At 66.6% G+C, this 20,934-nt stretch carries 16 protein-coding genes and 2 pseudogenes; 7 read left to right on the top strand and 11 right to left on the bottom strand.

Annotated features, from left to right (window positions below; translation table 11 throughout):
* The first annotated feature begins 51 nt into the window (after positions 1-51).
* Genes FHR33_RS48130 through FHR33_RS48115 form a run of 4 tightly spaced genes read left to right on the top strand, consistent with a single transcriptional unit; the run spans position 52 to position 4,847 of the window.
* Positions 52-1,056 carry a TetR family transcriptional regulator C-terminal domain-containing protein gene (locus FHR33_RS48130; protein ID WP_183662815.1) on the top strand — a complete coding sequence of 335 codons (1,005 nt, stop codon included), beginning with the start codon at positions 52-54 and terminating at the stop codon, positions 1,054-1,056.
* A 13-nt stretch (positions 1,057-1,069) separates the two neighbouring features.
* Entirely contained in the window at positions 1,070-2,041 is a 972-nt protein-coding gene (locus FHR33_RS48125; protein ID WP_183662813.1) for a Gfo/Idh/MocA family protein, read from the top strand.
* On the top strand, positions 2,041-3,468 hold the full coding sequence (locus FHR33_RS48120) for an aldehyde dehydrogenase family protein (RefSeq protein ID WP_183662810.1): 1,428 nt from the start codon (positions 2,041-2,043) through the stop codon (positions 3,466-3,468). The genes FHR33_RS48125 and FHR33_RS48120 overlap by 1 nt, the downstream gene beginning before the upstream one ends.
* Positions 3,465-4,847 (top strand): purine-cytosine permease family protein, encoded by a 1,383-nt coding sequence (locus FHR33_RS48115; protein ID WP_183662808.1) that lies wholly within the window; start codon positions 3,465-3,467, stop codon positions 4,845-4,847. The genes FHR33_RS48120 and FHR33_RS48115 overlap by 4 nt, the downstream gene beginning before the upstream one ends.
* Before the next feature lie 474 nt (positions 4,848-5,321).
* On the opposite strand, the gene FHR33_RS48110 is transcribed toward FHR33_RS48115, so the two are convergent.
* The 6 genes and pseudogenes from FHR33_RS48110 to FHR33_RS48085 all read right to left on the bottom strand — a co-directional run bounded on the left by FHR33_RS48110 (position 5,322) and on the right by FHR33_RS48085 (position 10,558).
* A complete protein-coding gene (locus FHR33_RS48110) occupies positions 5,322-6,536 on the bottom strand; it encodes an aminopeptidase (protein ID WP_183662804.1) in 1,215 nt (404 codons plus the stop codon).
* On the bottom strand, positions 6,517-7,104 hold the full coding sequence (locus FHR33_RS48105) for an MFS transporter (RefSeq protein ID WP_183662800.1): 588 nt from the start codon (positions 7,102-7,104) through the stop codon (positions 6,517-6,519). Before FHR33_RS48105 ends, FHR33_RS48110 begins: the two co-directional genes overlap by 20 nt.
* Before the next feature lie 40 nt (positions 7,105-7,144).
* Positions 7,145-7,681, bottom strand: a pseudogene (locus FHR33_RS53620) (MFS transporter); the annotation flags it as partial.
* Positions 7,678-8,199, bottom strand: coding sequence for an ArsR/SmtB family transcription factor (locus FHR33_RS48095; protein WP_221242726.1), 522 nt, complete (start codon positions 8,197-8,199; stop codon positions 7,678-7,680). The gene FHR33_RS48095 and the pseudogene FHR33_RS53620, both read right to left, overlap by 4 nt.
* 733 nt (positions 8,200-8,932) lie before the next feature.
* Positions 8,933-9,511: an MBL fold metallo-hydrolase gene (locus FHR33_RS48090; protein WP_183662797.1), complete on the bottom strand. Its 579-nt coding sequence runs from the start codon at positions 9,509-9,511 to the stop codon at positions 8,933-8,935.
* A gap of 159 nt (positions 9,512-9,670) precedes the next feature.
* Positions 9,671-10,558, bottom strand: a complete 888-nt coding sequence (locus tag FHR33_RS48085; protein ID WP_183662794.1) for an SAM-dependent methyltransferase — start codon at positions 10,556-10,558, stop codon at positions 9,671-9,673.
* A 1,284-nt stretch (positions 10,559-11,842) separates the two neighbouring features.
* On the opposite strand from FHR33_RS48085, the gene FHR33_RS49560 reads away from it, so the two are divergent.
* On the top strand, positions 11,843-14,461 hold the full coding sequence (locus tag FHR33_RS49560; RefSeq protein WP_221242725.1) for a phage/plasmid primase, P4 family: 2,619 nt from the start codon (positions 11,843-11,845) through the stop codon (positions 14,459-14,461).
* Positions 14,458-14,862, top strand: coding sequence for a DUF6009 family protein (locus tag FHR33_RS48070; protein ID WP_183662788.1), 405 nt, complete (start codon positions 14,458-14,460; stop codon positions 14,860-14,862). The genes FHR33_RS49560 and FHR33_RS48070 overlap by 4 nt, the downstream gene beginning before the upstream one ends.
* 111 nt (positions 14,863-14,973) lie before the next feature.
* Here the strand turns inward: FHR33_RS48070 and FHR33_RS48065 are convergent, their stop codons facing one another.
* The 5 genes from FHR33_RS48065 to FHR33_RS48045 form a co-directional block, all read right to left on the bottom strand.
* A complete protein-coding gene (locus FHR33_RS48065) occupies positions 14,974-15,468 on the bottom strand; it encodes a winged helix-turn-helix transcriptional regulator (protein ID WP_221242724.1) in 495 nt (164 codons plus the stop codon).
* Between the two features lie 513 nt (positions 15,469-15,981).
* A complete protein-coding gene (locus tag FHR33_RS48060) occupies positions 15,982-16,653 on the bottom strand; it encodes a peroxiredoxin-like family protein (RefSeq protein ID WP_221242723.1) in 672 nt (223 codons plus the stop codon).
* 146 nt (positions 16,654-16,799) lie between these two features.
* Complete coding sequence (locus FHR33_RS48055) at positions 16,800-17,717, bottom strand: alpha/beta hydrolase (protein ID WP_183662782.1); 918 nt, start codon at positions 17,715-17,717, stop codon at positions 16,800-16,802.
* Between the two features lie 282 nt (positions 17,718-17,999).
* Complete coding sequence (locus tag FHR33_RS48050; protein ID WP_183662779.1) at positions 18,000-18,398, bottom strand: SgcJ/EcaC family oxidoreductase; 399 nt, start codon at positions 18,396-18,398, stop codon at positions 18,000-18,002.
* 204 nt (positions 18,399-18,602) lie between these two features.
* A complete protein-coding gene (locus FHR33_RS48045; RefSeq protein WP_183662766.1) occupies positions 18,603-19,193 on the bottom strand; it encodes a TIGR03086 family metal-binding protein in 591 nt (196 codons plus the stop codon).
* A gap of 764 nt (positions 19,194-19,957) precedes the next feature.
* On the opposite strand from FHR33_RS48045, the pseudogene FHR33_RS48040 reads away from it, so the two are divergent.
* A pseudogene (locus FHR33_RS48040) lies at positions 19,958-20,932 on the top strand (RNA polymerase subunit sigma-70); the annotation flags it as partial.
* Positions 20,933-20,934 lie beyond the last annotated feature (2 nt).

The raw sequence follows: 20,934 nt of genomic DNA, 5'->3' as shown, positions 1-20,934 counted from the left end.
ACAGCCCAGTCGAGCCAATCAATTCGCACAGAATTACGTGGTCAGATGGATATGATTCTGGATGAGGACACGTGCCTGGAGCAGCTGTGGCGCGTCCGGTTCAGCCCGGACGGCCGGCACGCCCGCTGTCAGCGCTGCGCCGAGGAGCGCACCTTCCACCGGCTCCACAACCGCCGCGTGTACAGCTGTGCCCACTGCGGCGAACAGCTCAGCCCGACCGCGAAAACGCTCTTCCACGGTTCCTCGACGCCGCTGCGTCTATGGTTCGCCGCGATCGTCAAAGAGCGCGCCTCCGGCGGACGCGTGACCGCTCAATCCCTGGCCGACGAGCTGGGACTGTCCTACGCCACCGCATGGCGGCTGCTGAAGAAGGTGCGCGAGCACCGCGACGAAATCGACGCACTCGCCCCCGCCTGGCAGGAGAAGCTCCTCACCTCAGCGCCGGACGAGGTCAGCCAGAGCAGAGAGGAACAGCTCCTGCAGGCCGCGCGGGCCATAGTCGTCGCCGACGGCCTCGACGCCACCACCATCAGAGCGGTCGCCAGGCACGCCGGACTGTCCACCGGGGTCGTGCACTACTACTTCGAGAACAAGAACCAGATCCTGGTCAAAGCGCTACGCCAAGCCAACGACGAGGCGTGCGGCCGCCGCGACGCGATCATGGCAACCCCCGGATTGAGCGCCGCCGACCGGCTCGCTCGCCTGATCCTGCTGTCCATTCCGGAATCGGGGGTCGAACGCGAGGAGTTCATCTTGTGGTTCGAGTACTTCCGGGTCGCCATCCACGGCCAGATAGCCGACGCGGACACCGCCATGGCAGACCGCTTCCGGCAGTACTTCTTCGACGTGATCGAACAAGGCGTCGCCTCGGGTGAATTTCGCCCCGAGGACCCACCGGCGGACATCGTCGAGCAACTACTGGGGCTGCTCGACGGTCTCGGCATCGCGGCGGTCATGGGCCGCCGCTGGATGTCGTGCGAGCACATGCACGAGCTCGTCAGGGACTTCGCCGAGAACAGCCTCCGGGTCGCGCTCCCCGCGGCCCGTCGAGTTTGAGGAAGGAAACATCATGGTCAACTGTGCTGTCGTCGGCCTGGGCTGGATGGGCCGGATCCGCGTCGCCGCGCTGAACGACATCGGCGACGCCCGGCTGACCGCCTGCTGCGACGTCGATCCAGGCGCTGCCGAGCTGCTACCCGATGGGGTTCGCTTCTCCACGGATTTCGCCGAGATCGTCACCGCGGCCGACGTCGACGCCGTCTTCGTGAGCACCCCCGACGGGCTGCACACGGACGCGGTGATCGCCGCGCTGCACGCCGGCAAATACGTCTTCTGCGAGAAGCCGATCGCAACCACGCTCGCCGACGCGGACGCGATGGTCGCCGCCGACCCCGGGGGTCGCCTGGTCATCGGGCATTCGCTGCGATCCGACCTCCGCTACCTGGCCATCCGGCAGCGAGCGATGGAGGGGGTGCTGGGCGCTCCCGTCCACACCTTCACCCGCCGCAACTGGCCCGCCTCCGAGGGACGCCGCCAGCAGGGCCAGACCACGCTGCCGCTCTACTTGGCCGTCCACGACCTCGACGCACTCCAGTGGATCACCGGCTCACCCATCGTCGAGGTGTACGGCGTGGCCTCGGAAACCAAGATCCCCGGCCTGGAGGGTGCCGCGTCGATCGTTGCCACGCTCCGTTTCGCCAACGGGAGCGTCGGCGCGCACGAGACCAGCTGGGCACTGCCCGACCAAGCCAGGCTATCCAACGGCGACCACGCCCTGGCGTACGTCGGTGTGGACGGCTGCGCCTACCTGACCGAACGCGACCACGGCGTGGTCATCAACGCCGCCGGGACCGTCGAGTACCCGGACGCGATGAACACCGGCATGTACACCGCCGAGACGGCCAGCTTCGTCGCGACGGCCCGCAACGGCCTGGCGCCGCTGGTCAGCGGGCCGGAAGGGCGGGCCGCCCTCGCTGCGGCGCTGGCCCTACAGGAGTCGCTAACCACCCGTGGTCCCGTCGCTGTCGCCGGGAGCATGTGATGAACGCTCACCTCATCGACGGCGAAGAGCGGCCTTCGGAAAAGGGCGAGACGTTCACGACCGTCGACCCTGCTACCGACGAGGTGCTGGACACCGTCGCGCTCGGCGGCCAGGCGGAGGTCAACGCCGCCGTAGACGCCGCCACCCGAGCCGGCCACACCTGGCGGCACGTGCCCGCGGCCGAACGCGCCGCCCTGCTGCGCCGTCTCGCCGACCTGATCCGCGCCGACGCCTCCGAAATCGCGACACTCGAGGCGCGCGACAGCGGGCGCCCGATCTCCGACTGCCGCGACGACGTCGCGGTCTGCGCCGACCTCCTCGACTACTACGCCACCCTCCCACAGAACATCCGCGGTGCCACCTACGCGGAACAACCCGGTCACCTCACCCATTCGCGCCGCGAGCCGTACGGCGTCGTGGCGGCCATCGCCCCGTGGAACTTTCCCTTCTTCTTCGCCGTCACCAAGACCGCACCCGCACTGGCCACCGGCAACACGGTCGTACTGAAGATGGCCGAGCAGAGCCCGCTCACCTCGATCCTGTACGGCAAGCTGTGCCTGCGGGCGGGCTTCCCGCCCGGCGTGGTCAACATCCTCAACGGCGACGCCGGAACCGGAGCGCTGCTGGCCGCCCACCCCGGCGTCAAGAAGATCACGTTCACCGGCTCGACCGCCATCGGCCGAAGCATCAGGCAGGCGAGCACCGCGAGCTGCCACCTCGAGCTCGGCGGCAAGACGGCCAACATCGTCACCAAGCACGCCGACCTCCAGAGCGCCGCGCGCGCCTCGGTCCACCACGCCTTCTTCAACGCGGGCCAAGTGTGCACCGCAGGATCTCGCCTGCTGCTCGATGAGCAGATCGCCGAGCAGTTCATGGAGCTGTTCCTGCGCGCCACCGCCGGGATCGCCGTCGGCGATCCGCTCGATCCGGCGACCCAGGTCGGGGCGCTGATCAGCCAGCAGCATCGGGCCGAAGTACAGGAGCACCTCAGCCGAGCCGTCGACGAGGGCGCCTCGATCATCGCCGGCGGGAACCCATCCGCGGTCGGCGCCTTCCTCGAACCGACCGTCCTGGAGGGCGTCACCCCCGCCATGGCCGCGGCCCAGGAAGAGATCTTCGGACCGGTGGTGTCGGTCATGCGCTACCGCGACCTCGACGAGGCCGTGCGCATCGCCAACGGCACGCCGTACGGCCTGGCCGCCACAGTGTGGACCCACCGGCTGGACGTGGCGCTCGACCTGACCGACCGCCTCGACGCCGGGATCGTCTGGACGAACTGCCCCTACCGCGATCACGCCCACGTCCCCTACGAAGGCCACGGCCTGTCCGGCCAGGGCGAGGAGGGCGGGCTCGAGACGATCACCGAGTTCACCCAGCTCAAGGTCGCCTACCTCGGCTCACCCTCGACCCCCTGGACACTGCCATGAGCGCCTTCGTCGAACACCGCACCATCGACGTCATCCCCGCCGACGAGCGGACCGGCCGCCCGCGCGACCTGTTCAGCATCTGGTTCGCGGCCAACATCGGGCCGCTGACGATCCTCACTGGCGGCCTGCCCCCGGTCATCTACGGGCTCGACTTCTGGTGGAGCATCATCGCGCTGCTCGCAGGACAACTGCTCGGCGGGCTGTTCATGGCGCTGCACAGCGCGCAGGGCCCCCGGCTCGGCATCCCGCAAATGATCCAGAGCCGCGGTCAGTTCGGCGTCCGCGGCTGCCTGGTCATCCTGGTCGTGGTGCTCGTCATGTACGAAGGCATCTACGCCGCCAACATCGTCTCCGGCGCACAGTCGGTACACGCGGTGTTCCCGTCGTTGCCGCTGACCCCGCTGGCCCTCGTCTTCGCCCTGGTCGGCCTCGTGGTCATGGTCATCGGCTACCGGCTCATCCACCTGATCGGTCACATCATCACGGCCGTGTCGATCACGTCCCTGGCCGTGGTGATAGTCGGGCTGGTCGTGATGGGCCGCATCAGCGCGGACGTGTTCGCCATCGGCGTGCCGACCGCCCGCGGATTCCTCGGCACGATGGCGATCGGCGCGCTGTGGCTGCTGGCCTTCGCGCCATACGTCTCCGACTACTCTCGCTACATGCCCGCCCACACCGCGGGCCTGAAGTCCACGTTCTGGTGGACGTACGGCGGAGCCGTGCTGGGCGGCATGATCCCCATGGGGATCGGCGTCATCGTCGCCATCTCCGTCGACGGCGACGCGCTCACCGGGCTGCCCGCCGTACTCGGACAGCCGCTGAGCACGATCGTGCTCTTCAGTTTCGCCGCCGTGATCATGCACTTCAACGCCATGAACCTCTACGGCGCGACCCTCACCGTCGTGACCATGGTGCAGACCTTCCGCACCGACTGGCTGCCCACGGCGCGGGGAAGGGCCGGCATCGGCGCGCTCCTCGTCGTGCTGGCCACCGCAGGCGCGGCGCTCATGTCGAACGACTTCCTCAATAGCTTCACCAACCTCATCATCATGCTCCAGTACGTCTTCATCCCATGGACGGCCGTCAACCTGATCGACTTCTACCTGATCCGCAAGGGCGACTACGCAGTCGCCGACCTGTTCCGGGCAGACGGCGGGCGATACGGCAGGTATGACGCACCCGCCCTCGTGGCCTACACGGTGGGTGTGCTGGTGGAGATCCCCTTCATGAGCACGGCGCTGTACACCGGCCCGGTCGCCGATCTGTTGGCGGGGGCTGACATCAGTTGGATCGTGAGCCTTGCGATCACCATCCCGCTGTACCTGGCGCTCGCCCGGCGCCGCGTACCCCATGCCCAACCGGCTTTGGGAGCTGCCTGACAGTCCCCTGACTGTGCTCGTGGGAGGTCCTTGAGGTGTCGACGGCAGATCAACGCTGATGGATCTGGTCCTGGCGCTCGAGCGCAGGCTGGACTCCAGGTCCAGCCGAGCTGCGGGTAGAACCGGCCATGAGTCGATCTTGACGCTCGTTTCCCCCAGGCAGATGGACGGTCAGCGATCAACTGTGATCAGCTTGAGGGCGTCTTCGTTGTCCTTGTCGGATGGGCAAGCGGTAGCGGCGGGTGGTTTCCAGGCGGGCACGGCTAAGGATCTCGGCGACCAGAACCATGTCGGTTCTGCCGCGCACCAGCGTGGTGGAGAGCGTCTGGCGCAGAGGTGATCTCGTGCTCGCCCTTGGTCCAGATCGGCGAGATCGACCTCGTAAGCACTGTCGGGTAGCGGTTCAGGCCGGAGATGAGAATGGGCAGTGCGTCATGGCCAGGGTCGTCGACGCGGCGGTCGAATGACTGGTCATCAGAATTGCCAGACGTCGTTGCGCAGCAGTTCGGTCCGGCCGCCGGGGCCCAGGCCGGTGACCGTGACGTCCGGCCCGCCAACCATGAAATCGACGTGTACTCGGGAGGTGTTCACCCCAACCGCGTCGAGTTTCGCCGGATCGGGCGACTGCAGGTGGGCTGGCACGCCTGGAGGCAGCCCGGCTCCCCATGCCAGATGGCAGGTGGCGTTCTCGTCCAGCAGGGTCTCCAGGTAGATGACTCCCGACTCCCCTACCCGGGAGGAGCCGTCGACCAGGGCGAGCTCGCCGAGCCTGGCCGCTCCCGGGTCGGTCGCCTGATGGGTGCGGACGACGTCCGCTCCGCTGCTCGCCCGGACCTCGGTCACCACACCATCGGCCACAACCATCTCCAGGTCCCGGATCACGGTTCCGTCGAGGGAGAGCGGCCGGGTGGCACGGACGACGCCGTCGACCCTGCGGTAGTCGGGAGTGGTGAACACTTCCTCGGTGGGCAGGTTGGCCTGGAAGACCCGTCCGTTGACGTCCTGAAGCCGGGCCGCGGTCCACTGGGCGTCCGGGAGCAGGCCGATCGTCAGGTCGGTGCCCGGCCCTTCCAGGTGGACAGCATCGAGCCGCATCCTGGTCAGTTCCTCCGCCCGGCTGAGCAACTCGGTGATGCGCTGGTGCCAGGCAGCGCGTGGGTCAGGCTCGTCCAGGCGCAGGATGCGGCGCAGGTGGCCCCACAGCCTGGGCTGATCGGGTTCGCCGAAGACCGCTCGGGCCCACTCTGGGGTGGCGTACGGGATGATGGTCCATCGAACGAGGTTGTTGAGCTGTAGCCGCTGCCGGGAGGTCAGGTGCGGCATGCGATCCAGTCCGGCTCGGAGGGGGTCCTGCCCGGCGAGGACATCCGATGCAACCGCACCTCGGATGTTGACGAGGATGCCGCTGTACCGTGCGAGCTCGTCGTTGCGGACGTCGAGCCAGAATGGGACCTCGCTCAGCGTGGCGATGTCCGCGTGCTGGACCCGGGAGCGCTTGGCATGTGGGTCGAAGTACCAGATGTCGACGTAGCGTGCTCCCCGGGCGTAGGCGGCCTCTGTCAGTGCGCGGGCGAGCGGGGCGTGCTCGATCTCCGCGTTGATCAGCACCCGGTCGCCGGCCAGCACGGGGACGGCGACGTCGAAGACCACGTCGGCGTAGCCAGCCAGGTCAGTGAGGGGAATGGTCACGGTTGACTCCTTCGCGTGAGGCTTCACGCCGTTGGTGGGGGAAGGAAAGGAAGAGCAGCGCGGCACCGGCGGACACCGCGCCTGCGAGGGCGAAGCCGGCCGCGTAGCCGAGATGTTGTGCCAGCACGCCGAGGGCGAGGGCGGCGCTCAGAAAGCCGATGTCGAAAAACGCCGTCGTGGTCGCCACGGCCGAGCCGCGCTCCTGCAGGGGCAGAGAGTCGACGGCCATCCGGAGGATGGCGGGTAGCGCGAGCCCCTGTCCGGCACCAATCAGCGCCGTCGCGCACAGGGCACCGCTCACCGACAGCCAGGCCGCCAGCAGGGTCAGCCCCGCTGCGGTGAGAGCCAGGGCCGCGGCGGCGATCGGACGCGGGGCCATCGCGGCCAGATGGCGCTGTCCTGCCACCAGCCGTACGGTGAAGAGCATGCAGCCGTAGACGACGAAGTGCATGCCGCTGGCCCCGCCGCCGAAGGCGGCGATGTGCAGGGGCAGAAAGCCATTGAACGCGGTGTATCCCCACACCGAGGCCAGGTAGCCAAAGCCGGCGCGCAGGCCTGCGGGGTGCACCCATCTGTGGCGGCTGACGGGGATCGCCGGGATCTCGGTGTTTGCGCAGCGTAGGCGCTCTTCTGGCGTCGCCGAGCGACAGACCGACTCCGGCGCTCACCACGGCCATGCCAGCGGCGAACCACCACACCGCGGCGAAGCCGGCGGCGGCATAGAGGACTTCAGCGATCACCGGCCCCGTGAGCAGTCCGGCGTTGACGGTGACGGAGAAATGGTTGATCGCCGTACCGGGGCGCTTGTGATCGCTGGAAGCGGCCGCGAGACCGACGTAGGTCAAGGCCTCGCCAGCACCCGCGACAGCGCGGGCGGCGAGAAAGAGCGGCAGTGAGTCCGTGATGCGCAGGGCAAGGGAAGTGGCGGCCAGCAGGAGCGCGCCGGCACTGACGGTTGTCGCGCGACCGGCGTGATCGCTCAACCATCCGGCCACGGGGCGGGCGAGCAGCGCGGTTACCGCGGTGACGGCCAGCGAGATGCCGATCATGCTCGCGCTCTGGCCGAGCGGGCCGGTGACGGCCGGGATGAGCAGCCCGATCGTCAGGAAGCAGAAGCCTGTGCACGTGAGCAGGCGACCGGTCATCGCTGGTCGTCGAGTTCCAGGAGCGTGGCCGTCATGCTGACCTTGACGGCGTCGCCGGTGTGAGGCGGGCTGGCCTTGTCGTGGAGGAGCGCCACCGCCTGGTCGATCAGGTCGACGATCTCCTCCCAGACGGATCGGTCCAGCCATACCTCGGCGTCCATCGCTAATCGCTGGTGGCGTGTCTGCGCCAAGCGCCGGGCCAGATCGGTGCTCACGGCCTGGTGCAGCAGTTGCCTGCCGTCTGAACGGTCGAGCCGGGCCGCGCTGGAGGGGTCGTAGCGGTAGCGACGTCGCGGTCGGCCCTTGCCACTCTGAGGCGCGCCGTCGGCCTGCTGCAAGAATCCGGCTTTGGCCAACTGACGCAGGTGGTAGCTGGCGGAGGCGTGCGCGATGCCCAATTCCTCGGCGACCTCGGTGGCCGACATGGATGCTCCCGTGAGCAAGGACACGATGCGGATCCGCAACGGGTTGGCCAGAGCGCGTAGTGGCACGAGCCCCTCGCCATTTTCCCTAGACATGTTGGGACTTTATGTTATCCAACAACCCTTGGGAAATAGCTGCCGCCAAGCGCCGCCAAGCCACCGGTCCTGTGCTGCCCGGCAAGAAGAAGACCGGCCGCCCCGCGTCATCGACCCCGCCGAACTGGCCCTGCTGCGCCGCTTGGGCGACGACGGCGTCTCCGTCACGGACGCTGCCCGCACGCTCAAGATCGGTCGCTCTCCGCGTATGAGGCACTAGCTCAATGGAGGGCGGAAGATCGGACATCAACGCCGTGAGGCCGCCACCCGATCGGCGTGGCATCGGCTTCCATTTGACCTCCTTGCCTCGGAGCCCGCGCCGCCGAGGGGTTCGGAAGTTTGTTCGCCACGTTGCAGACAATCCCTGAGATTGTGATCTTTAGGGTGCGGCCTTGAACTCTGTCGAACTGCGGATGGACGGGTGGTCGACGTGACACGCCGACGGGTCGCCGGACTGGATACCGACGATCATCGGCGCCGCGATCTCCTCGATCCTCGGGGCCTTCTTCTACTTCAGGACGGACCTGAAGACCGCAATCGCGACTTTCGCCGGCCTTCTCGGAATCATGGTTGCCTTGCAGGTCGAAGCCTTTTGCAAGGCCGTCGCAGAGCCCGCCTGGCCTGGTCGCTACTCACGTCCCTAGGGAACGCCGGACCAGGCCTTGATCGCCATGCAGTCAACAGCTATGGGCTGTGCGTCGGTGAGGTGCGATCAGATCCTCGACCCAAGGATTTAGCGGGGCGTGTCGATGCCAGGGATGAAGGCAGCACCGTGGCCGGGGACCACGATGTCGGCCACCGCCAATACTCGCTCACGGCCGCGATGCAGAGCGTCAAGATCGACGGCGTGCCTGTCGCTTGCGGACGTAGCGTCGTTCCATACGTGAGTGAAGGCCACGACCCCGCCCGGAGTGCCGACGAGCGTGGTGATGTCCTCATGCGTGTGCCCAGGCGTCCTGATCAGCTTGATCGACGGCGTGAGCTCGTAGCCCTCGGCGTCCCGCCAGGTCCACTGATCACCGAAGTAGATCGCCCAGTGGTCATGAAATCTGGCGTTTGGGAACAGCGCCGCGTTCAGTGTGTGGTCGGGATGATGATGGCTGAAGACGACGTCGGTCACCGACTCGGGCTCCACGCCCAGCGTCCGCAACGGATCGAGAATGAGCGACCGGCTCTTGACCATGCCCGGGTCAGTCACCAAGCGGACTTCGCCGTCCTGGACATATCCGACCGTGCTCGCCACACCATCGCTGCCGTACCCCTCGTACAGCACGGTGTACGACGCCGTCCTGTCGGCCGGAAGGTCCTTCATTACATTGCTCCCGCATGTTTCAGATTCCATAAAGAATGGAGGTTATCTACAGCTAGCGACAGTGGTATTTCTGCCTATTCCATCATTTTTCTTGCCACTGGACAGAGATTGGGGCCGCTGCGGCAGAGAGCCTCGGTTGGGCGCCCCTGCCCGCTCCTGTCAACGAGGACGCACCTGGACAATGCCTCCGACATACGTCCCGCTCCTTAATGGGTCGTTCAGCGGCGCGAGATTCTCAAGCCATCGATTCACGTTGGTCACGCCTGGAGCGACGACTTGCCATCGATCGCCGAGGAAATCCGCAATCTGCTTGGAGGAGCGCAGCGTCAAGCGGGCTGACGTACCCGCGTACACCCGCTCGATCGCCGCGACTTGACGCTGGTCAAGGCCGTCGGAGCTGAGGTGCGAATGCACCATCACGCTTCCTGCGGGCAGGGCCTCGCCGAGTTCCGCCATGATCGCGGCGGGGTCGTCGGCCTCCTCCACGAACGGGAACACATCCGTGGCCAGCACCGCCACGGGCTTGCCTTCTTGAAGCATCGATACGACGTACGGGTCGGCGAAGATCTTGGCTAGGTCGCGCACATCCGCCTCGATCATCGTGGTGGCCTCGTCGACATCGAGCAACGCCCGCCCGTGGATGACGACCATGGGGTCGTTGTCAACGTACGCGACGCGCGCCTGAGAGGTTCGGCCAGCCACGATCTCGTAGACGTTCTGGGCAGCGGGTAGTCCGCAGCCGAGGTCCAGGAAGAAGCTGATTCCCTGAGCGGCCAGGTGCTCGACCGCCCGCGTCAGGAACTCCCTGTTGTCACGGACCGACTCCTTCAGACCGGGTGCCTGCTTGAGCAGGGCCCCAGCGGCCGCGCGATCTACCGCGAGGTTGTCTCGGCCACCCAGGAGATGGTCGTAGATGCGGGCGACGCTGGGTTTGGTGAAATCGAGCCGGCGCAGGATGGAAGGAACTGGCGGGTATGGGTCGTAGCCGACGTTCGACCCTGGGTGGCCGGCTGACGTCGCGAAGATCGGCACGTTCACAGCGAGCATTTCTCCGTTGCTTGATGTGTTCTCGTGTGGTGGCGCGGATGGAACGCACACCGCCCGGACGCCTGAGCGTGAGGGCGCTTCACCCCGCCTGCGCTAACTGCGGGTCGGTTTCGGGCGACGGGGTGACCCGGCCCTCGCTATGAAGACCACCGGCGAGCAGCAAAAGAATCGGTGGCGCTGCGTAGCAGCGGGGGGCTCACTGCCGACGAAGGGTCGGCCGCGATCCTACGGACGAGGGTGACTCATCCCACAGGACGCGTAGGTCACGCCATCGATTCCTTTCCTGCCCGGGTCTGGTCCCTATCTGTGAGACCGCCCGCTACTCAACGTTGACACGGGATGAATGACGGCGATGCACCAGCGATCCACGATTGCGCGAGGAGATGCAGCACCGCGCTCCCGAGTGCGCTCGAAGCCACGTCTCCTCGACCGGATCGGGGGGAGCGAATGACATATGCAGGCGCTGTCGCGCTCGTGAAGGCTGCTGGCGCCGATGTGATCACCAAAGCGGGGCTCCGTGATCCGCGACGACATGGATCCCCCACTCCGGAGGGGAGATGATGAGCGCCTAGATCCGTCATCCTGCTGGCGCCGGCCTCCCCTCGCGAGGCACTCTGCCCCCTCCTAAGGGGCCGCCGCCAACCACATCCCATCGCCGCATACGCGACGGCGCAGCGACTGAAGCGACTCAAGTTGCCAACAAGATGCGCCGGTCGTACTTTTTGGCATGCAGCCGCCGAGCCAATAGCGGATTACAGTCGCTTCAGTCGCTTTTTGATCAAGAAGGGCTCGGTGAGCGGAGCCCTCACTCCAGCCATCCCGGGCAGAGCGCACCATCGCCGACCGCGAGCAGCGACCGGCATAGTGCAGCAGCGAGAGCACCGTTCCACCGTTCAGTCGCTGCAGTCAGCCCTAAAGGGACGCCTGTTGAGCGGCTGAAGCGACGCGACCTCAGAGCGATGTCCCACCCCGCCCCTTGTCTCAAAACATGAGTGGTCGTCTGTGGTCGCTTCAGTCGCTCATGATGCGGCCGAATCCCGCCCCTCGTGCTGCGACTGGTCTCTCAGAGGGAAGCAGCGCCCAAAAGCGCTTCGCGACGATGCCGGCCATCGTAGGTGGACGCCTCTCCAAGGTGGGTGTCTCGGCTAGGCTTGACGCCGGACCAAACTTCAGTCGCTTCAGTCGCTACGGTCACTTTCGCCGCAAGGCGCACCCGCCATCAGTGCGACGTCCCCACGGGTAGCGACTCAGCCGGACATCAGATCAGAGGCAGAGAGGGAAAGCGTGGCGCTGCACTCCGACTACCACCGTCCCCGCGCGGCGCTCCCTCTCCCCCGGCCGCTGGACGTTGCTCGGTGGTGCGCCGGTCAGGCGTGGCCGGTGCACCCGCTACGGCCGGGCGCGAAAACCCCTGCCGGAAACTGCCCGTCGTGCAGCGAGCGGGGCCACACGACACGGGGATGCCCATGTCTGAAGCAGGGCCGCTGGTGTCACGGGTTCCTCGCGGCGACGCTCGACCAGGAGCTCATCACCTCCTGGTGGACACATACCCCTGGCTTCGGGGTGGGGGTGGCCTGCGGACCGGCCCGACTGGTCGTGATCGACATCGACGCCCATCCCACCCCGGTCCCCGAGCGAAAGCGCCTCCTGCCTGGCATCACCATCGATCCCCGGGTCAACCTGTCCGGGCTGACCAACGGTTTCCACACCATCGCCCTGCTCGCCGCCCTGCGCGGCGAGCCGAGTCCCGCCGACGACGAATCCACCCTGCGGGTACGCACTCCCTCGGGAGGGATGCATGCGTGGTATCGGGCGGCTCCCGGCGAGACGTACCTGTGCTCCACCGGGTCGGGACCTGGTCGTGGACTGGCCTGGCAAGTTGATGTTCGCGCCACCGGCGGATACATCATCGCGCCGGGGACCCGTACGAAGGACGGCGCCTACACTGCCGTCGGCGATTGCAGAGACCCCGCCCCCCTCCCCTCGTGGCTGCGCCTCGAGCTGACAAGAACGGGGCACCTGGCCTCCCCGGATCCCGCACCGAGGACACCTGCCGTGCCGCCGCGCGCCCGCCTGGCCGTGCTGGAGGCCGGCGGCGGCCTGGGCACTGTCGGCGACCGGGCATTACGACGCCTCGTCGCGGACGTGGAGGCCTGCCATCTGGTGCCGGAAGGAGCCGGCTTCAGCGCGAAGCTCAACCGCGCCGCCTACACTGCCGGCGGGCTGATCGGCACCGGCTACCTCACGCACGACACCGCCCACGCCATCCTCACCCGAGCCGCGCAGCACGCTCGGCCCGGCCAGGAGCGACGGTTCGAGCGCATCATCGACTCCGGCCCTGGCCGCCGGGCAGCGTCGACCGTTCCATCCTCAGGAACGGCCATGATCCCGTCCGAAAGCCGAAACGAATTCGACCCGGTCGTCGCCGCCCAGCAGATCCTCGACCTGTCCGATGTGGCGGGCTCCGAAATGCTGTCCCCGCGCCGCCCGGAACAGCCGGCCATCGTCGGCAGCGAGGGTCTCCTGCCCGACAGCCTGACCGACCGGGGCAACGCCAAGCTGTTCGTGCAGCTCTACGGCCGCGACTTCCGGTACGTCCCTGGCATGGGCTGGTTCCGCTGGGCGCACCACCGGTGGGTGCTCGACGAGAGTGATGCCGTCGTGTGGGCAGCGGGCGAGATGGCCGAGCAACTCGCGACCTTCGACCCCCGAGGCCGATACAGCGCCGCCGAGCTGCGACGGCATCGGCGGCGCGCGTTGTCCACCACGGGGATGCACGCCCTTCTGGCGCAGGCCAAGGCAGCTCCGGGCATGGTCCTGGCGCCGTCCCTGCTCGACGCCGACCCCTATGCGCTGTGCACCCCGGCGGGGGTCGTGGACCTGCGCAGCGGGGCCATCTCGCCCCCTGATCCACTGAAGCAGGCGCACTCGCGTTCCACCACCGTCTCCCCCCAGCAGTCAGCCACACCCCGATGGGAGCGATTCCTCCAGGACACCTTCGGAAACGACGACGAAGGACGCCAGACCATTGACTTCCTTCACGTACTCCTGGGTTACTCGATCACCGGAGACGTTGGCGCCCAGGTCATGCCGTTCCTGTACGGGCAGGGCAAGAACGGCAAGTCCGTGCTGGTCGAGGTGATGCTGCAGCTGCTGGGCGACTACGCCGACGCGGCCCCTCCCGGCTTCCTGATGGCCAAGACCTTCGACAGCCATCCGACGGAGCTGGCGGAGCTGCACGGTCGGCGCGTCATTGTGTGCTCGGAGCTCAAGCCCGGCGACCGCTTCGACGAGGCTCGCGTCAAGCTCCTCACCGGCGGAGACAAGATCAAGGCCCGCCGGATGCGCCAGGACTTCTTCAGTTTCAACCCCACCCATCACCTCTGGCTGCTCGGCAACCATCGTCCCGAGGTGACGACCGGTGGTTTCGCCTTCTGGCGTCGGCTCCGGCTGATCCCGTTCGAGCGAGTGGTCGCCGAAGATCGCAAGATCGACAACCTCGCCCGCATCCTTGTTCAGGAAGAAGGACCGGGCATCCTGGCTTTGCTGATCGAAGGCGCCGGCCGCTATCTGAGGGGTGGGAAGGACCTGTCCGGACCGCCTCGCGTGCAGCTGGCGACCGACGCCTACGAGGCGACAGAAGATGTCGTCGGCCGGTTCATCACCGAGGCGTGCAAGCTCGATCCGACCCTACGGGCCGAGCAAGCGAGCCTCTACAGCGCTTACACTCGTTGGTGTGGTCACGAAGGAGCTACCCCCGTCTCGGCTCGGGCTTTCGCAGCCCGCTTGCGCGACACCTTGGGGATGGCCTCTCCGAGAGAGATGCTCCTGTCGAACTCTCGCAAGTTCTATCCAGGGCTTGGCTTGATCTCCGATCTTGACAGTGAGGAGCTGCAGCGGTGAGCGCTTCGATCACACCCGACGACCTCACGCACGAAATCGAGCTGGTATGGCTCGAGGACATCCGCGACCTCGACTACGTCCGCCAGTCCCTCGACCGACTGCCAAGCCGCGGCCGCAAGCCCGTCTACTACCGCAACGGCAGGATGGTGGGCTATGCCATCCTGGGTTCGGCCGCCAAGGGATCACCGACCTCGGGGACCTTCCTCCGGCGTGTGTTCTGGCTTGCGCCGCATGACCGCGATCAGCAGCCACAGGGCTTCTACAGCACGGGAGCTCCCGTCGAAGCGGTCGATCCGCACACCCTCGCGCCGCGTGTGCCCGGCAGGAAGACCGAACGCTCGGAAGGCGGGCCACCCTCCCCCGCCATGGTCGAACTCGGGATCACCCTAGACAAGGCCTAAAGCGATCGATTCCACGCCGTCGGACATCTACCCGGCGTCGTGGCCGCCGATTCATCGGCCGATGAGCAGTCGGAACGTGTGTCGAACTGCTGGTGCGTGAGGAGTCGCCGCTCATACCGTGCCCGCAGATCGGATGCCATTGGCCCCATATTCAGCCGGCTGACGCGATCGCAGGCGGGTCTGAACATCCGCCAAGTCGACGTCATCGCCGCAGGCGGCACAGTGGATCTCGTACTCGACCTCTGTGCCGCACTGCTGGTGCACGATGTCCACCGGTCCCGGGCCGATCCAGTGATCGCCCCATCGCGTCAGCGAGACAATGACCGGCTTGAGTGACTGGCCCATCTCGGTCAGCAGATACTCCTGGCCCCGGGACTCAAGAGCATGTGTCCGTAAGATCCCAGCCTCAACCAGAGTGTTGAGGCGTTTGGCCAGGATGTTCGGCGCGATCGCCAGGCTGCTCTGAAACTGGGAGTACCGGGTGAAATGCCGGAAGAGCGCGTCGCGCAGAATCAGCAGGCTCCAGCGTTCACCGACCAGTTCCAGCGCCCGCGCTGCCGCGCAGTCCTCGCCTTCGTACATCCGCCCCAGCATGCGCCTCGCCATTTCTTGCATGATGAAAGCACTCTAACTAGTATCACGCTACCATCGTTTTCGTGGCAGGGACGGTGCATTCTGCGACATCCCCTGTGCCCAGAGAGTGGCTAAAGTCGCTGCTGCGCATGGCGCGTTCGCCGATCAGCTCGGCCAGGCGGGCGTCGGTGGGGCGCGTTGCCCACTGTCTACGACTCCTGCAACGGCCAGACCTCGACCACACCCTGTGCAACTGCGCATGGGGTCTTCGACACGAGTTGGACGGCCTCCTCAATGGTTGCGGCTTCGGTGATCCCAAACCCGGCCACCGGGAGAGTCGAGGACTGGCACGACCGTGGAGAGCGGCTCCTTCATGTCTGCGATGAGTTTGGGCACGGTCGAGAGTCGGTATCGGTGAGCACTCCATACGAATAAAGGAAAGGGCCCTGTTGTGGCGAAATTCGTGACTATCGGGTACGGGGACCGCCTGCCGTCCGAAACGAAGGAAACCGCAATCAGAGCCAGTGAACGTTCGTGGTCACCGCACTAGGCCAAGGCGTCGAGGCCGGCGATGATGTCCGGAACCTCGGTTCGCGAAGTGTAGTCGGGGTGGACACTGATCCATCGGAGAACATGAGCGCCGTCGATGATGGCGACAGTGGGCATCGGCACCGTCACCGTGCCATCGGCATTGGCGGCGGCCACGTCGATGCCCAGCCGGGCCAGGGATGCGAGGGCGTCCGGCGTGGGCTGCGTGAGAATGCCGAGACCGGCGGCCAGCCGGTTTCCCACGTCAGAAAAGACCGGAAACGTCAGCTCATTCTGCTGCCGCATGGCCAGCGAACCTTGGAAGGTTTGAGGGCTGATACCCGCCAGTTCCACGCCACGGTTGGCCAGCTGCGGCAGTAGCCGCTTCTGGTACGTCCGCAGCGCCAGGTTGCAGTACGGTCCCCACACCCCCCGGTAGAACACCAGCACGGTCGTCCGGCCGCCCGTAATCGCATACAGCGACGTCGCATGGCCGTTGACATCGACGAGGGGCATGTCGGGCACCATGAATCCCAGCGTGGCGAGCCCGGCCGGGACCCCCGCGGCTCGCAGTGCAGCCTGTTCGGCGGTGAAGGGGCTGAGCGTGCCGGCGGGTGCCTGGCTCATCATGGTCGCCGTCAGTTTCTGCGCCTGCTCGGCGATCGAGGTGTCATGCGTGTGGATCGTCATCGGAGCCTCTTGTGAACGAGTGAGTGAGCCGGGCGTGGTCGACTGACCAGGTCGTACAAGTGGACGGTGCACGGGGAAGGGAGGGAGCCTGGGCGGGCATCTCGGCCGGCGAAGATGGCCGCCCAGGGGCTTCAAGGTCTATGGCGTCAGGCGAGGCCGAGCCGGGGGCGCACCCATTGCGCCAGCTTCCTGATCGCCTCGTCGGCGGCCAGGGCGCGGCCGGCGCCCATGTGCCAGGTGTGCTGCTGGTCTTCGAAGATCTCTACCTTGACCTCCACGCCCTCCTTTTCGGCGAGTGTGGCGAGCCGGTGGCTGTCATCGAGGATCATCTCGGTGCTGCTGACCTGGATGTACAGCGGGGGCAGGCCAGCCAGATCGGCGTAGAGAGCGTTGATGGCCGGGTCCTTGGGGTCGCCGTGCTCGCCCAGCAGGATCTGTACCAAGAATTCCAGATTCATCGGTGTCTCGCCGCCGAACAGGACGTCCGTCATCCGGTTGGTCGTGCGGGTCTGGCCACCGTTCTCGATGTCGAACCAGGGCGACAGCGGCATCACGGCCGCCGCGACGGGCAGCCCGTTGTCGCGGGCGTGCAACATCGTCTGCACGCTGAGCCCGCCGCCTGCCGAGTCGCCGGTGACAGCGATGTGCTCTGCCTTGATGCCCTGATCGAGCAGCCAACGGTAGGCTGCGAAGGTGTCGTTGATCTGGGCGGGGTGCTGGTGCTCGGGCGTCAGGCGGTAGTCGACGATGAGGGCCCTGGCACCGACGGCCTTGGCCAGATGCGCGAACATCTTGCGATGGGTGTACATCGAACCGCCGATGAACCCACCTCCGTGCAGGCACAAAAGCACCCGATCTTCCACACCGGCCTTCGGCGTCGCCCACATGGCCGGCACGCCGCCCGCGTCCACCTCGACATAGTCGACCCCACCAGGTTCGGTGGTCGCGCCGCTCCAGTGGTCATTGAGGTCGCGGGACTCTTCCAGCGAGATCGGCGGATTCTGCGCGAACGCCGCGTTGACCTGCCGGTAGTGCTCGGTCAGCCAATCAGTCTTGCCTGTCATGTGCAGAGTTCCTTTGCGGTATACGCCGTCACACCATGAATGCGTTTAAGGAGGACGGCGTGGGTTTCCTTGAGTAGTCGCCTGCCTGCAGCAGGCACGCGATACCCATGCCGTAACTGGCACAGGTATGGGTATGCAGGGTTTCTGGCCGCGGGCGGCGCTGTTTCGGCAAGCCTTCGCCTTTGAGACAAGCCTCACGCTGAGAAGGAATCGCTGCTCCCGTGAGGCCCCCTGAAGCGGCTTCGGACTGCAGGGCCAGGCGCGTGCGCCGCCGCAATCCCCCTACTCGGGACTGGTGTGGAAGGCATGGACCTGCCACATGCCGTCGTATCGGGAGAGAACCCAGGTGTCGTGGCCGCGGCTGGTCGACACGGGCTCGGACTGCCCGGCCAGGACGGTCGCACTCTTGCCGATCACGATAGCCGTGTCCGGAGAGGGGTAACGAATGGCCTCCACCTCATGGACGGGTGTGGAGCCGAGGAGCGGGCCGGAGAATGCGGCTTTCATGCTGGCGTGGATTGCCTCCCTGTTGGGCAGGTAGGAGCCTGGCAACAGAGCGGTGGCGTCCTGCGCGTAGGGGACAACGAAAGCGTCGGCGTCGTTTTCGGCCCAGGCTTGGTACACCTGATCGATGACAGCGCGGACCTCGCGGTCGATGTGAGGCTGTGTGAGGGAAGTCATGATCTCCCTTTCGTACGTCATGGCTGTGCCGCTCGTGCTTGAGGCCCGCACCAGGTGGGCGCCGCCTGCTGAACGTCGTGTTCATGCATGTAGACCGTCCACTGTGGAAAAGGAATCGCTACGATTGCTCCGCTCGGCGGCCGGCGACCGGCGGACCCTTTCCGCCTGCCCCTCGCCTGACTGAGCCTGCCCTGATCGTGTGGGTCAGGCGCGGCGGGCGAGCCGGCGGCCAAGGAAGGCTAGGAGCCGATCAGAGGCCGAAGCCGTTTCAGCGATCTCTTGGGGAGCAGCGAAGGCGGTGCCACGTTTGCCCTCGATCACAGGTCCCTGGGCGAAGGCATGGACGGCGGCGGCTAGATCATCCGGGATGACAGCGGTGCGGCCGATTGCATGGCTGATGTCCCAGCCGTGCACCACGACCTCAAGCAACTGGATGTCAGTCACCACCATGGCTGGCACAGCGCCGAAGGACAGTTGGCAGGTCTGGTCCAAGGCGCCGGGCTTCCGCCAGGCTGTCGCCAGCCGGGTGGTCATGGTCTCGAAGGCGGCGATCGGTGACTTGCCGAGCGCATCAACGGCGGGCGCCTTGCCGTCGTTGTCCCGCCAACTGGCATCGATGGGCCGCCCCTCAGCAGCGTTGGAGATGACCAGGAGTATCTGCATCAGGTGATGCAGAAGTTCACGCAGGTTCCACGGCGGGCAAGGCGTTGGCGCGGCCAGGTGTTGCTGGCTGATCGCCGCGATGTGTCCGGCGCTCCAGGCATGTGCGCGATCAAGCAGGGTGATGGTGTCCACGGTGAAAGCTCCTGGGGAAGGCGGCAGGTACGACGCATGGTGGGCGCGATGATCGAGCAACCGCGCCCGCCTCTGTGAAGACCGTCGATGCCAGGAAAAGGGATCGTGCTGACGGAGGCGACGCGAGCCTCCGGCTGGCGACGCACCGCAATCTTGTGCACGTTCTCCTCATCAGGCGATCCACAGCCGAGGTCTACAAGGGGACGATTCCTCGCGCAGCCAGGTGATCGACCTGCTCAGCAACGTCGCCAGAGCGGCAGCATCCGTCCTCTCATGGGCTCCATGAAGGCTCGGAAAGGTGGGCACTCAACGTGGCCCGCGCCCGCTTCAGAGCGCTCTTGACGGATTCGACGCTGCTGTCCAGCCCATTGTGAGAGCTCCGCCAGGGCCCAGTCGGGGCAGCATTGACCCAGATCGCTATTCGTACAACCTCTCGCGTTGCGTGGCCCAGTGGTAGGGAACGATCTGGCTCGCCTACTCGGGCCCGGCGCCACCCCGGTTTGCCCTTCGGGCGGGCGACGACTGGATCACCACCTCCGAAAAGGAGCCAGCGCTCGACACCGACTCTTTGCTGCCGACGGTGTCCACGGGCGCCGAGTCGGCAGGCCAGTCACCTGGCGACGTCGAGAAGATGATCGAGGTCAAGGTCTCCTTCGCGCCAGGGACAGAGCGGTCGCCGATACCCGCTTCCGGGTCTCGGCAGCGATTCCTTTGACCGCCCTGGATGGTCCTCATGGGTACGGCTCAGCGAGAGTCGACACAACAGGCGGGAGAGGACCACGGTGCACACGCAGGAGGAGTTCGCCACGCTCGCGGAGCCGTACCGTCGCGAGCTGCTGGCGCACTGTTATCGCATGATGGGCTCGGTGCACGAAGCCGAAGACCTGGTGCAGGAGACCTACCTGCGCGCCTGGCGCGGCTTTGAGAAGTTCGAAGGACGCTCGTCCCTTCGCACCTGGCTCTACACGATCGCCACCAACGCCTGCCTGAACGAGCGCAAGCAACGCAACCGGCGTGCGCTGCCCTCCGGCCTCGGGCCGGCGGGCGGCGACCCCGACGCCCCGCCCGAAGCGGCGAGCGGAGACGTGCTCTGGCTGCAGCCGATCCCCGACACGATGGTCACGGCCGGCCCGGGCGATCCCGCCTCCATCATCACCTCGCGCGAACAACTGCGCCTCGCGCTCGTTGCCAGCCTCCAGAAGCTGACGCCGCGGCAGCGGGCGGTCTACCTGCTGCGCGAGGTGCTGGAATTCCCCGCCGCGAACGTGGCCACCATGCTGGAGACCTCCGTGGCCGCGGTCAAGAGCACGCTGCAGCGCGCTCGCGCGGCCCTGACCGATCTCGACACCACGCACGAGAAACTCACCGAGCACGATGCCCAGGACCTGCTGGAGCAGTACATGACCGCCTTCGAGAAGGCGGATCTGGCGGCTCTGGAGCGGGCCCTGCGCAAGGACGCCGCGCTGGAGATGGTCGGGTACTCCACGTGGTTCTCCGGGCTGCACACCTGCCTGCGTTACCTCGCCCGGGTGCTGGGCTCTCCCGGAACCTGGCGGATGGTTGCCGTCCAGGCCAACGGGCAGCCCGCCGCTGCCGCCTACCTACGCGGTGAGGACGGCTCCTACGACGCCTTCGGCCTCGCCGTCCTCACCGTCACGCCGGGTGGCATCAGCCGGATTGCCGTGTTCGGTAAGCAGGACCTGCTTCCTTCCTTCGGCACACCTAGCACTCTGTCGTGAGG

This window comes from Nonomuraea dietziae (genome assembly GCF_014195505.1).
Classification (GTDB): domain Bacteria; phylum Actinomycetota; class Actinomycetes; order Streptosporangiales; family Streptosporangiaceae; genus Nonomuraea; species Nonomuraea roseola.
This window is presented reverse-complemented; position numbering and strand designations above follow the sequence as displayed.